This is a genomic window from Burkholderia latens (assembly GCF_902499045.1).
In the GTDB taxonomy this organism is placed as follows: domain Bacteria; phylum Pseudomonadota; class Gammaproteobacteria; order Burkholderiales; family Burkholderiaceae; genus Burkholderia; species Burkholderia latens.
On record NZ_CABVPL010000054.1, the window covers coordinates 42812 to 55830 of the forward strand.

General features: G+C 70.4%; 10 protein-coding genes, 1 pseudogene and 2 riboswitches. Of the genes and pseudogenes, 2 read left to right on the top strand and 9 right to left on the bottom strand.

The window, feature by feature from the left end; all coding sequences use genetic code 11:
- Window positions 1-2 precede the first annotated feature (2 nt).
- The 9 genes from BSE24067_RS27335 to BSE24067_RS27375 form a co-directional block, all read right to left on the bottom strand.
- The gene (locus tag BSE24067_RS27335; protein WP_151067390.1) at window positions 3-1184 is read right to left on the bottom strand and encodes a CaiB/BaiF CoA transferase family protein; all 1182 of its coding nucleotides are present in this window, start codon (window positions 1182-1184) and stop codon (window positions 3-5) included.
- A 467-nt stretch (window positions 1185-1651) separates the two neighbouring features.
- Window positions 1652-1978 carry a low molecular weight protein tyrosine phosphatase family protein gene (locus BSE24067_RS27340; RefSeq protein ID WP_151067388.1) on the bottom strand — a complete coding sequence of 109 codons (327 nt, stop codon included), beginning with the start codon at window positions 1976-1978 and terminating at the stop codon, window positions 1652-1654.
- 36 nt (window positions 1979-2014) lie between these two features.
- Window positions 2015-2587 (bottom strand): DUF1993 domain-containing protein, encoded by a 573-nt coding sequence (locus tag BSE24067_RS27345; protein ID WP_151067386.1) that lies wholly within the window; start codon window positions 2585-2587, stop codon window positions 2015-2017.
- 121 nt (window positions 2588-2708) lie between these two features.
- The gene (locus tag BSE24067_RS27350) at window positions 2709-3161 is read right to left on the bottom strand and encodes a YaiI/YqxD family protein (RefSeq protein ID WP_021160082.1); all 453 of its coding nucleotides are present in this window, start codon (window positions 3159-3161) and stop codon (window positions 2709-2711) included.
- Window positions 3162-3247: 86 nt separating this feature from the next.
- The gene (locus tag BSE24067_RS27355) at window positions 3248-3865 is read right to left on the bottom strand and encodes a vWA domain-containing protein (RefSeq protein ID WP_151067384.1); all 618 of its coding nucleotides are present in this window, start codon (window positions 3863-3865) and stop codon (window positions 3248-3250) included.
- 68 nt (window positions 3866-3933) lie between these two features.
- Entirely contained in the window at window positions 3934-5031 is a 1098-nt protein-coding gene (locus tag BSE24067_RS27360; RefSeq protein ID WP_151067382.1) for a magnesium chelatase ATPase subunit I, read from the bottom strand.
- Entirely contained in the window at window positions 5028-8846 is a 3819-nt protein-coding gene (gene cobN, locus BSE24067_RS27365; RefSeq protein WP_151067380.1) for a cobaltochelatase subunit CobN, read from the bottom strand. Before cobN ends, BSE24067_RS27360 begins: the two co-directional genes overlap by 4 nt.
- 6 nt (window positions 8847-8852) lie before the next feature.
- Entirely contained in the window at window positions 8853-9941 is a 1089-nt protein-coding gene (gene cobW / locus BSE24067_RS27370; protein ID WP_151067378.1) for a cobalamin biosynthesis protein CobW, read from the bottom strand.
- 25 nt (window positions 9942-9966) lie between these two features.
- A complete protein-coding gene (locus BSE24067_RS27375; RefSeq protein ID WP_151067376.1) occupies window positions 9967-11025 on the bottom strand; it encodes a HoxN/HupN/NixA family nickel/cobalt transporter in 1059 nt (352 codons plus the stop codon).
- Window positions 11026-11213: 188 nt separating this feature from the next.
- Window positions 11214-11477: riboswitch (cobalamin riboswitch) on the bottom strand.
- Window positions 11478-11699: 222 nt separating this feature from the next.
- Window positions 11700-11938, top strand: a riboswitch (cobalamin riboswitch).
- 170 nt (window positions 11939-12108) lie between these two features.
- Here BSE24067_RS27375 and cobA point away from each other — a divergent pair.
- A complete protein-coding gene (gene cobA, locus BSE24067_RS27380; RefSeq protein WP_151067405.1) occupies window positions 12109-12858 on the top strand; it encodes a uroporphyrinogen-III C-methyltransferase in 750 nt (249 codons plus the stop codon).
- Window positions 12855-13019, top strand: a pseudogene (locus BSE24067_RS32670) (cobalamin biosynthesis protein); the annotation flags it as partial. The gene cobA and the pseudogene BSE24067_RS32670, both read left to right, overlap by 4 nt.

Below are 13019 nucleotides of genomic sequence, written 5' to 3' on the forward strand. Positions count from 1 at the left end.
GGTCAGTTCGCGCGTTGGCCGCGGTCGTCGTTGTCGGCGTCGTCGCGCGGATCGTCGGCAAACACCTGCGCCGCGTGTTCGTTCAGCGCGGGCGGCGGCCGCCGGTACGTGGCCGGCGTGCGGCCGAGCTTGATCGGCGACGCGATGCCGCGATGCCGGCCGAGTTCCACCTTCATCCGCCGGTGCGCGACGTGCGGATGGTCGAGCGCCGCGTCGAGCCCGAGCACCGGCGCGCACGGCACGCCGCCGCGCATCAGCCGCTCGGCGAGCGCCGCGCCGTCGTGGGCGGCCAGCGCCGCTTCGAGCAGCGCGCGCAGTGCGGCGCGGTTCGCGCTGCGCGCACGGTTGTCGGCGAAGCGCGGATCGTCGAGCCAGTCGCGCGTGCCGAGCACGTCGCAGAGCGCGGCGAACTGGCCGTTGTTGCCGACCGCGAGAAAGATGTCGACGCTCGCGGTCGGAAAGCGATCGTACGGCGTGATGTTCGGATGCGCGTTGCCGGTGCGCACCGGCGCCTTCCCCGAATGAAAGAAGTTCGGCGTATGCGGATGCAGGATCGACAGCGCGCAGTCGAACAGCGTCGACTCGACGAACTGCCCGCGACCGCTCGCGTCGCGTTCGCGCAGCGCCATCAGCACGCCGAGCGCCGCATTCAGCCCGGTTACGAGATCGACGATCGGCACGCCGACGCGCAGCGGCGCACCGCCCGCTTCGCCGTTGACGCTCATCAGCCCGGTCAGCGCCTGCACGGCCGCATCGTAGCCGGGCAGCCCGCCGAGCGGACCGTCCGCGCCGAAGCCCGACACACGGCAATAGACCAGGCGCGGAAAGCGCGCGTGCAGCGCGTCGAAACCGAGCCCCCAGCGCTCCATCGTGCCGATCTTGAAGTTCTCGACGAGCGCGTCGGCATGCTGGAGCAGGCCGAGCAGCCGTTCGCGGTCATCGGGCTTCGTCAGGTCGAGCGCGACGCCGAGCTTGTTGCGGTTCACGCCGAGGAAATACGACGCGGTGTCGCCGTCGAACGGCGGGCCCCACGTGCGCGTCTCGTCGCCGGACGGCGGTTCGACCTTGATCACCTCCGCGCCGTGGTCGGCGAGGATCTGCGTCGCGTACGGGCCGCCCAGCACCCGCGACAGATCGATGATGCGCAACCCCGCCAATGCGCCCTGCTGCTCGTGCTCCGTCATGCGTCTCGCTCCTGACTCCGATTGTTCGGACCGCCGGGCTCACCGGGCCGTCGACGACGACCCGGTGTTCCGGCCTGGAATGCTAATTCTTGTACGTGAATTTATATTCACACCGAGGAATTTCATTGTCAAGCCGGGTATGCCCCGGCGATCATGGGACGCATGCCGCCACGCGCGATGGGTGATCCGGGCAGAGGTCGGCAATGTCGGCCGGCCGGCATATCGCACTGCGGTTCAGCGGCTGCTTTGCCGAACCCGAAAACCGGGCCGGACACGGGAGCCCATACCGCGGCCTGCAATGCCGTGTGCCGCGAACGCCGCAGCGTGTTGCGGATCGCGCCGGGCGCTGCGATCCGGCGCAGGACGAGATGCCGCCGGGACGCCCTCATCCGGAAGCCGGCGGAGACCGCACGGCTGAAGGCACTCGCCGACGGCTCGCTTCGCTCTCGCGGAGCGGCCCGGCGCGCTTACCCGCGCAGCCGCGGCCCCGCCTTGCGTTCGAGCAACGCGACGAGTTCGGGCTGCATGTACGCGTAGCGATCGGGAATGTCGAGGCAGACGATCTTCTTGTGTTTCAGCAGCGCGCCGAATTGGGCGGACAGCTTCGCCTTGTGCGCCCGCTCCATCACGAACACGATTTCGGCCCATTCGAGCTGCGCCGCGCACAAACGCGTGTCCGCGTCGGGCGCGAGGCCCGCCGAATCCGTTTCGACACCCGGCCACGCGGCGAATACCGCCTCGGCAGTCGGGCTGCGCAGCCGATTGCGGCTGCAGATGAACAGCGCGCGCGTCATGCCCGCGCGCGGCGGCCCGATGGCCGGCTCATTCGCTCAGCCCTGCGGAATCGTGCCGGGCCGCACGTACGCGAGCATGTGCGGCACGTAGTCGGCCTTGCCGAGCTCGACGCCGTGATTGCGCAAGATCGCGTACGCGGCGATCGCATGAAAATAGAACTGCGGCAGCGCCCAGTCGCGTGCGTACTGCTCGCCGGTCATGTCGAACGCGGTGCCGTTCGGCAGTTCGAGCGCGATCGGCAGCGCGGCGCCGCCATCGAGCGCGTCCGGGGCGAGTTCACCGAGAAAAGCGATCGTGCCGCCGAGAATGCCCTGCGCATCGCTGAGCGAGCCGGGCTGCGCATCCGCATGCCAGCCGGCTTCCCGCAACGCGAGCAGCGCGTCGGGCAGCGGCTCGCCGCGCAGCCGGTGCACGGGTTCCATCGCCTGGAAGCACGAGAACCGCACCTGGGCGGCGAGCGGATACATGTCGGGCGCGAGCTTCAGCATCAGCAGCGCATCGGGCGTGTCGCCCGCGGCCTGCCGGTGCGCGACGGCCTTGTCGAGCCACGCGGATTGCGCGCGCAGCATCTGCGTGAAGGTTGGAACGAGAAGTTGGGTCAGCGACATTCAGGCCCTCCGATGAGTCGTTCGCACGTCGCGATCAATGACGGCGCGAATTCGTATTCTGCCGCAGCGGACGATTCGACGCGAAACCAGTGACGCATCGACGCGCCGCCCCGCAAGGGCATCAGGGCTTGCCGTGACGCGCGAGAAACCGGTCGAGTTGCGACGCGAACGCCTTGCCGTCGCGTGCGCTGAACGGCGCCGGGCCGCCCGTGTCGATGCCCGCGCTGCGCAACTGGTCCATCATCGCGCGCGTCGACAGCCGTTCCTCGATGTTCTCGCGGCTGAACCAGTTGCCGCGCGGGTCGAGCGCATGCGCGCCCTTGTCGAGCACGGCCGCGGCCAGCGGGATGTCGGCGGTGATCACGAGATCGCCGGCTTCCGCGAGCTCGACGATTCGCGCGTCGGCCACGTCGAAGCCGGCCGGCACCTGCACCGCCTTGATGAACGGCGACGGCGGCGTGCGGAGGAACTGGTTGGCGACCAGCGTCACGCAGATCTCGGCGCGGCGCGCGGCGCGAAACAGCATGTCCTTGATGACGGCGGGACACGCGTCGGCATCGACGAGTACTTGCATGGCAGGCGTTCCAGTAAGCAGAAACGGCGATCATAGCGCAGCGCCGGTGCGTGTTCCGCCGGTGAGCCGGTGAGCCGACGAGTCGATCAGCCAGCCGCGTCCGCGCACAGCGCCGCCGCGGTCATCCATTGCGCGCCCCATGCGTCGGCGAGCCGCTTGCCCTGCCCGATCCGTACAGCCGCGTCGTCGAAGTCGACGAACACGACATGATCGGCATCGGTCGGCTTGGGCGGCGCCTCACGCGTGCGGCCGTCGGACAGCACCCACAGCCAGCGCTGCTTGCCCGGCGCCGGCGCGCGTCTTGCATCGCGCGCAAGCAATTGCGTGGCAGCCGCGATGCCGTCCGCGAGCGGCGTGCCGCCGCCGCCGCCGACCGGTTCGAGCCAGCGCGCATTCCACCAACGCGGCACGGCCGGGCCGAAGCGCTGCGCGGCGCCGTCGCCGCCGAAACAGATCAACGCGGTTTCCATGCGCTCGCGCGCGGCCTGGTCGAAATACGCGACGATCAGCCCTTTCGCGAGCGCGAGCCGCCCGTGCGTCAGCATCGACGCCGAGCAGTCCAGCACGAAGCAATGGAGCGCGTGCGGCGCGCCCGCCTGTTTGCGAAAGCGCAGATGACTCGCGTGCAGCGGCCCGCCGCGCTTCGCGGCGAGCGTTGCCGGCCACGCAACAGCCGTGCCCGCGCGCAGCACCGTACCGGCCACGCGCGCGGCAGCGCCTGGCTGCCATCGAGGACCGCGAACGGCATTCGCGGCGGCGTCCGCTCGATGGCTCAGCGTTTTTTTAACGGCAGCGGCACTACGCCTTTCACGTCGCGCAGCCCGGCAGGTTCGGCCGGCAGATAGCCCCAGTCGCCGTGCGATGCCGCCGCGTCGTTCGTCGCCGAGCCCGCTCGATCGTCGGAATGCCCGCGCAGGTCGGGCGGCGAACGGTCGTCGCGGCCGCGGCCGTGTTCCCCGTCCGGTTGCGACGCGTTCGACGCACTGGACGACGGCGGCGTATGCGCATGGCGCCGATGACGCAGCACCGCATCGGCCACGCATTCGACGTGCGCGACCGTCACCGCGTCGGCGCGCTCGAGCGCCGCGAGCGCGCGCGCGGCGCGCAGCATCACGAGGTCGGCGCGCAGGCCGTCGACGGCGGCGGCGATGCACAGTGCACTCACGCGTGCATGAATCGCATCGCTGAAATCCAGCGACGCCAGCCGCGCGCGCGCCGCATCGATCCGCTCGCGCAGTTCGCGCTGCGCGGCCGCATGGCGCGCGCGGAACGCGGCCGGATCGAGGTCGAACGCGAGCCGCGCCTTCACGATTTGCTCGCGCTGCGCGGCGTCGAAGCAGTTCTCGAGTTCGACCATCAGCCCGAAGCGGTCGAGCAGTTGCGGGCGCAACTCGCCTTCCTCGGGATTCATCGTGCCGACCAGCACGAAGCGTGCGTCGTGCGCGTGCGACACGCCATCGCGCTCGACCACGTTCACGCCGCTCGCGGCGACGTCGAGCAGCGTATCGACGAGGCCGTCCGCGAGCAGGTTCACCTCGTCCACGTACAGCACGCCGCGATGCGCGCGCGCGAGCAGGCCCGGCCGGAAGCGCACGCCGTTGTCGGCGAGCGCATGCGCGAGATCGAGCGTGCCCGTGACCTGCTCGTCGCTCGCGGACAGCGGCAGCGTGACGAATTCGCCCTCGGGCAGCAGTTCCGCGAGCGCGCGCGCGGCGGTCGATTTCGCGGTGCCGCGCGGCCCGCTGACGAGCACGCCGCCGAGCGACGGGTCGATCGCCGCGAGCAGCAGCGCCTGCTGCAGCGGCTGCTGCGCGACGAGCGCCGTGAACGGAAATACCGCGCGAGCGCGATGCGTGGTCTGATCGGTCATCGCCGCCTTCCTTCCTGAAGTTGTTCGCTGTCGAGCCAGACCGCCTCGATCCGCTCGCGATAATCGCCCGGCTGCTGCCACAGCCCGCGCTGCATCGCTTCGACGAAGCGTTCGCAGATGCCGTGCAGCGCGTTCGGATTGTGGCGTTCGAGGAACGCGCGCGTGTCGTCGTCGAACAGGTACGCGTCGGCGACGAGCGCGTACTGGTGATCCGACAGCACGCGCGCGGTCGCGTCATAGCCGTACAGATAGTCGACGGTCGCGGCCATTTCGGCCGCGCCCTTGTAGCCGTGACGCTTCACGCCGTCGAGCCATTTCGGGTTGACGACGCGCGAGCGGATCACGCGCGCGATTTCCTCGCGCAGCGTGCGCATCGCCGGCGCGGCCGGGTTCGCGTGGTCGCCGTGGTAAATGCTCGGCTGCTGCCCGGACAGGTGCCGCACGGCCGCCGTCATCCCGCCCTGGAACTGGTAATAGTCGTTCGAATCGAGGATGTCGTGTTCGCGGCTGTCCTGGTTCTGCACGACGACGTCGATCGTCGCGAGCCGCTTGCCGAACACGTCGGGCGCCGCGTCGCCCGCGCTGTTCTGCGCGTACGCATGGCCGCCCCACTGCCGGTACGCGTCGGCGAGATCGGCGTCGGTCTGCCAGCGGCGCTGGTCGATCAGGTCCTGCAGGCCCGCGCCGTAGCTGCCCGGCCGCGCGCCGAACACGCGCCAGCCGGCGCGGCGCCGCGCTTCGTCGGGCGCCACGCCGTGCTCGATCCATTTCGTGCGTTCGCGCTCGATCCGCGCGCGGATCGGGTTCAGTTCCTCGGGCTCGTCGAGTGCAGCGACGGCCTGCACGGCCGCGTCGAACAGGTGCATCAAGTTCGGGAACGCGTCGCGGAAGAAGCCGGACACGCGCAACGTCACGTCGATGCGCGGCCGGTCGAAGATCTCGATCGGCAGAATCTCGAAGTCCGTCACGCGATGGCTGCCGTGCGCCCACTTCGGCCGCACGCCGATCAGCGCGAACGCCTGCGCGATGTCGTCGCCGCCGGTGCGCATCGTCGCCGTTCCCCAGACCGACAGGCCGATCGCGCGCGGATAGTCGCCGTGATCCTGCAGATGGCGCTCGATCAGCTGCTGCGCGGATTTCAGCCCGAGCGACCACGCGGCCTGCGTCGGCACCGCGCGCGTATCGACCGAATAGAAGTTGCGGCCCGTCGGCAGCACGTCGGGACGGCCGCGCGACGGCGAGCCGCTCGGCCCCGGCGGCACGAAGCGGCCGTCGAGCCCGCGCAGCAGTTGGCGCAGTTCCTCGCTGCCGCACGCGTCGAGCGCGGGCATCAGCGTCGTGCGCACGCGCTCGATCACCGCGAGCGTGTGCGGCCATTCGCCTGGCGGCGCCGTGCCGTTGCCGGCCTCGGCGCAAGCTTCGCCGTCGCGCGCGCACAGCGCATCGAGCCACTGCTGCGCAAGCCGTTCGAGCCGCTCGCGCGTATCGCCCGCATGTCGCCACGGCGACGCGTCGAGCGCCTGCAGCACGCTCGGCCGCGGGCCCGCCCACGGCGCGGCCCAGTCGGCCGCGAGCGGGTCGAACGCGTCGCCGAGCGCGAGATCGCGCGCGAGCGCGCCGATCAGCCCCGCACGCTCGCCCTTGCCGTCGCCGACCGGAAAGCGCGCGAGCGCGAGCAACGTATCGCGCCGCTGGCGATCGGCCGGCGACGCGCCGAACACGTGCAGCCCGTCGCGGATCTGCGCTTCCTTCAATTCGCACAGCCATGCGTCGACACGCGTGAGCAGCGCGTCCTCGTCGCCCGCGTCGCGCGGCGGCGACACGCTGAGTTCGTCATGCAGACGATGCTCGGCGATCGTCGCGAGAATCGTCTTGCGCAGCAGCTTCGCGCGACGCGCATCGACCATCAGCGCTTCGTAATACTCGTCGACCTGCCGTTCGAGATCCTGCAGCGGCCCGTAGTTTTCCGCGCGCGTGAGCGGCGGCATCAGATGATCGATGATCACCGCCTGCGCGCGGCGCTTCGCCTGGCTGCCCTCGCCCGGATCGTTGACGATGAACGGATACAGATGCGGCAGCGGCCCGAGCGTCAGGTCGGGCCAGCATGCATCGGACAGCGCGACGCTCTTGCCCGGCAGCCATTCGAGGTTGCCGTGCTTGCCGAGGTGGATGACCGCGTCGATGCCGAACGCATCGCGCAGCCAGAAATAGAACGCGAGATACGCGTGCGGCGGCACGAGGTCCGCATCGTGGTAGCTCGCATAGTCGTTGTCGTCGCGCGAGCGCGACGGCTGGATGCCGACGAACACGTTGCCCGCGCGCCAGCCGGCAATCGGAAAGCGCCCGTGCCGCAGCGTCGGATCGGCTTCGGGCGGGCCCCAGCGTGCGTTCAGCGCGTCGCGCACGGCGGCCGGCAGCCGCGCGAAATGCGCGACGTAGTCGGCCAGCGCGAAGCTCTGGAACGCCGGGCGCAGTGCGCGCACGGCCGGATCGTTCGTCACGCCTTCGGTGAGCCGCGCGATGAGCGCATCGCCGTCGGCCGGCAGATCGGCGAGCGCATAGCCCGCGTCGCGCAGCGCAGCGAGCACGCGCAGCGCGGACGCCGGCGTATCGAGCCCGACGCCGTTGCCGATTCGCCCTTCGCTGTGCGGATAGTTCGCGAGGATCAGCGCGATCCGCTTGTCGGCATTGTCGAGCGTGCGCAGCCGGCACCAGCCGCGCGCGAGCGCCGCGACGAATGCGATCCGCTCGACGTCCGGCTGGTAGCGCACGACGTCGACTTCGGTGTGCGGACAACGATACGCGAGCCCCTTGAAACTCACCGCGCGCGTGATGATGCGCCCGTCGACTTCCGGCAGCGCGACGTGCATCGCGATGTCGCGCGCATGCAGCCCCTGGTTGTCGGCCGTCCACGCGTCGCGATTGCCGCCGGACAGGATCACCTGCAGCACCGGCGCGTCGCCGGCGAGCACGTCGGGCTCGGGGCTGTCGATCGCGCCGGCCGCGAACGCCGTCGTGTTCAGCACGAGCGCGACGCGCTGCGTGTCGCACAGCCGCGTGATGACTTCGCGGCTCACCGCGTCCTTCAGCGACGTGACGGCGATCGGCAGCGGATTCAGCCCCTCGCGCACGAGCGCCTCGGCCAGCGCGTCGAACACGGCCGTGTTCGCGGCCTGCCAGTGCGCGCGATAGAACAGGATCGCGACGACCGGCGCGCCAGGCGTCCAGCGCGCGCGCCAGTCGTCGACGCTCGCCGGGTCGCGCGCCGGGTGATACAGCGCGGCGGCCGGCAGCGGGCGCGGCGGTTCCGGTTCGTCGCCGAAGCCGAGCGTATGGAACGCGATGCTGCGCAGCAGCGCTTCGGCGTTGTGCATCCCGCCTTCGCGCAGGTAGCGCCACCACAGCCGGCACAGCCCGGGCGCAACCGTGCTCTTCGCGACGAGGTTCGGATCTTCCTGCAGGTCGCCCGAGAACATCGCGAGCTGCTGCTTGCGTTTCGACGCGAGCGACACCGCCTGTTCGATCCCGTACGGCCAGTACGCTTCGCCGCCGAGATGGTCGATCACGACCGTCTTCGCGTGACGCAGCACGTCGTCGACGTAGAAGTCGACCGACGCCGGCTGCCGCAGGAACGTGACGTTCGCGAGCCGCACGCTCGGGAAGCCGGCGGGCAGCTTCGGTACGACGCTCGCGAGCAGTGACAGCGTCGTGTCGGCCGAGCTCAGGATCACGATGTCGGCCGGGCGCTGGTCGATCCGGACGACGCCCTGCGTATCGTCGACGAAGCCGCCCGGCGTGGTGCGCAGCAGATGCATCGCGCGTTACGCCTGCTGCGCCTGTGCCGCGCATGCGGCGTCGAACGCGCGCTGCAACGCGGCTGCGTCGAGATCCTCGCCGATCAGCACGAAACGGCTCGCGCGCGGTTCGCCGTCGTGCCAGCGGCGGTCGAAATAGCTGTCGAAGCGGCGGCCGACGCCCTGGATCACGAGCCGCATCGGCGCATCGGGCAGCGCTGCGAAGCCTTTCGCGCGGTAGATCGTGTGCGTCTCGACGACACGCTCGAGCGCCGCGATCGTCGCGTCGCGCGAGCCCGCGTCGCCCGACACCACGACCGAATCGAAATCGTCGTGATGGTGGTCGTGATCGCCGTCGCCGGCCGAACCGTGATGGTCGTGGCGCAGGTGGATCGTTTCCTCCGACGCCGATCCAAGGCCGAGCAGCATCGCGAGATCGAGTTCGCCGCGCGTCGCGCGCACGATCTTCACCTGCGGCGGGATCTCGTCGCGGATCGCGGCTTCGATGCCGGCGAATTGCGTGTCGGCGACGAGGTCGGCCTTGTTCACGATCACGAGATCGGCGGACGACAGTTGATCGGCAAACAGCTCGTGCAGCGGCGATTCGTGGTCGAGGTTCGGGTCGGCGCGGCGCTGCGCGTCGACCGCCTGCGGATTCTCCGCGAACTGGCCGCTCGCGGCGGCCGGCCCGTCGACGACGGTGACGACGGCGTCGACCGTGAAGCTGTTGCGGATCGTCGGCCAGTTGAACGCCTGCACGAGCGGCTTCGGCAGCGCGAGGCCCGACGTCTCGATCAGCACGTGGTCGATGTCGGCGCGGCGCTCGACGAGCGCCTCCATCACCGGATAGAACTCTTCCTGCACGGTGCAGCACAGGCAGCCGTTCGCGAGTTCGTACAACTGGCCCGACGCTTCGCCCTGCGCGCCGTCGGCGTCTTCGCAGCCGATGCCGCAACCCTTGAGGATTTCGCCGTCGATGCCGAGCTCGCCGAATTCGTTGACGATCACCGCGATGCGGCGGCCTTGCGCGTGCTGCAGGATGTGGCGCATCAGCGTGGTCTTGCCGCTGCCGAGAAAGCCCGTGACGATCGTGACGGGGAGCTTGCGTAGGGTCATGGTCAGTCCTGTGTCGAAGAGGGGGTCAGGCCGAGAGCGTCACGTCGATCTCGTCGTAGCGTTTGAGCCGATAGATCGCGGCCGACACGATCCAGCACGCGAGGAACAGGCCGATCACGACGTAGCCGAGCATCCCGAAATGCGATGCGACCATCGTCGAGAAACCCCAGACGGGGCCCTGCAGCGCGAGCTTGTCGGCGAGCAGCGCGAGCACCTCGATGCCGCCGATCAGCGCGGCGACGAGCACCGACACGAACGTGATCGTCATGTTGTAGTAGATCTTGCGGATCGGCCGCACGTACGCCCAGCGGTACGCGCCCATCATCAGGATGCCGTCGGTCGTGTCGACGAGCGTCATGCCCGCGGTAAACAGCACCGGCAGCGCCATCACCGACCAGAACGACATGCCGCCCTGCACCTGCGTGGCCGAAATGCCGAACAGCGCGATCTCGGTCGCGGTATCGAAGCCGAAGCCGAACAGGAAGCCGACCGGATACAGGTGCCAGCTGCGCGACACGAGGCGGAACAGCGGCCGGAACAGGCGCGCGAGCACGCCGCGCTGGTTCATCAGCATGTCGAGATCGGCATCGACGATCGCCTCGCCGCGGCGGGCCGCGCGAAACGTCCGGTACACGGAGATCAGGATCAGCAGGTTCGCGGCCGCGAGCACCAGCAGGAAGAATGCCGACACGCTCGTGCTGATCACGCCGCCCCAGGTCTTCATGCTCTCGAAGCGCGCGAGCGACGCCGCGGTCAGCGCGACGGCCACCGACATCACGATCACCACGGTCGAATGGCCGAGCGAGAAGAACAGGCCCGCGCCGAGCGGGCTGCGGCCTTCCTGCATCAGCTTGCGCGTGACGTTGTCGATCGCGGCGATATGGTCGGCATCGACCGCGTGGCGCAGCCCGAACACGTACGCGAGCAGCGCGGTGCCGAGCAGCACGGGCTGATCGCGAAACGCGACGAACGCCCAGATCCACGCGGCGACGTTGAATGCGACGAGCAGTGAGTAGATCGCGATGATTTTGCCGCGCAGCCCGGACGGGCTGTCGTTGAACAGGCGGAAGAACGAGTCGAGCATGATGCTCCTTTGCGAACGGTCGACATGGTGAATGCCAACACGGCTGCCGCGTGCCCTGCCCGCGCCGCCTGCCGCTCGCCGCGCCGGCCCGCGCGCGTGCATGCGGCGGGCGGATCGGCGGAGGAAGCGGGAAACGCTCGGGCGTCGGGCGTACTGCGGCCGTGGACGATGCGCCGCCTCCCCGCGGCGCTGAACCCAACGTCCTGGCCGGTATCCGGGCTGACGAACACGCCGCTTCGCCTTCCCGGATGCGCAGGCATCCAGTGGCGGTCGTCCGCATGCGGTACGCATGCGGCGAAGCGGCGCTGCATCGCGCTGTGCGCGACGCGTTCGCTTACCGTTGCGGGGGCAGCACAGGTTGGCTCGACTGCGGTGCAGGCAGGCTCCCTGTTTCCCGTTTAACTGCGCGCGCCGGAGCGGCGCGCGCGAGCACCAAAACGCGTGCGAGTGTAGGCGGCGGCGCGCACAGCGTCAAGGCGGCGGCCCGCGAGCCCTTGCGGGCGCGCATCGCGGCCGGCTTTTCGGTCCGGATGCTCGATCCGTTCGCAGCGACTGCTCCGCGATCGCCTCGTGCAACGCTTCTGCTGTATCGGGATCGCTTCCGCTGTATCCGGAAGTCCGGGATACCAGCCCTGCGCGCGGATCGACCGCCCCGCGCGCAGTGCACGCTGTGCTATCGTATGCGCCGCGTTCGGTGCTCGCGCCCGCCCTCCGGCGAGCGCAGTTAAACGGGAAACAGGAGGCGGACGCCCGCCCGGCCTGTGCTGTCCCCGCAACGGTACGCCGCCCGCGCAATGCGCTTTCGCGCACGCGCCCATGCCGCCCTCGATGCCACTGCCCGACTGCTTCGGGTGGGAAGGCCGCGGCCTGGCAAGCGGCCAGCCCGGATACCGGCCGACGCAAGGGGCGAGCGCCGCGCTCGCCGAACGCCCGGTCCGCGGGGGACGGACTGCGTGCGCATGTCTCCCGTGTTCGCACGGGCCTCGTTCGATCCGCTATGCATCGCCTGCCTGCCGGCCGCCTGCGCGCCGCCCGTTTGCCGCTCCCCCCGTCCTCGACACGGTTCGCGCCGTGCTGCCCGCGATGAGCCGCGCGTGGCTGATCGGCGCGGGGCCCGGCGACGCCGACCTGCTGACGCTCAAGGCCGTGCGCGCGATCGCCGCGGCCGACGTGCTGCTCGTCGACGATCTCGTGAATCCCGACGTGTTGCGCCACGCACGCGCCGACGCCCGCATCGAGCACGTCGGCAAGCGCGGCGGCCATGCGTCGACCCCGCAGCACGCGATCGTCGCCGCGATGCTCGCGCACCTGCGCGCAGGCCGCAGCGTCGCGCGGCTCAAGGGCGGCGACCCGTTCGTGTTCGGCCGCGGCGGCGAGGAACTGCTCGCGCTCGGCGCGGCCGGTTTCCCGGTCGAGGTCGTGAACGGCATCACGGCCGGTATCGCCGCGCCGGCCGCGCTCGGCATTCCGGTCACGCATCGCGGCGACGCGCAGGGCGTGATCTTCGTCACCGGCCACGGCGCGGGCGCCGACGAGCCCGACTGGCGCGCGCTCGCCGCGACACGGATGACGATCGTGATCTACATGGGCATTCGCCGGCTCGATGCGATCGTGGCCGCGCTACGCGACGGCGGCCTCGCCGGCGGCACGCCGTGCGCGGCGATCGAGAACGCGACGCGCGACGGGCAGCGGCACGTGCTCGCGACGCTCGATACGCTCGTCGAGCGCGTGAGCGCGACCGGCATCGGCTCGCCCGCGATCGTCGTGATCGGCCGCGTCGCGGCGCTCGCCGACGATCCCGCGGTGCGCGCCGCGCTCGGCGCGCGTGCATGATGCGGGTCGCGCTCGGCGTCGGTTTCCGCGCGAACGTGAGCGCCGCGCAACTCGATGCTGCGATTCGCGCGGCGCTCGCGCTCTACCCGGACGCCGAGCCGGCCGTCGTCGCGACGCTCGCCGACAAGGCGCGGGCCCGGCCGCTGCGTACGCTGTGCGCG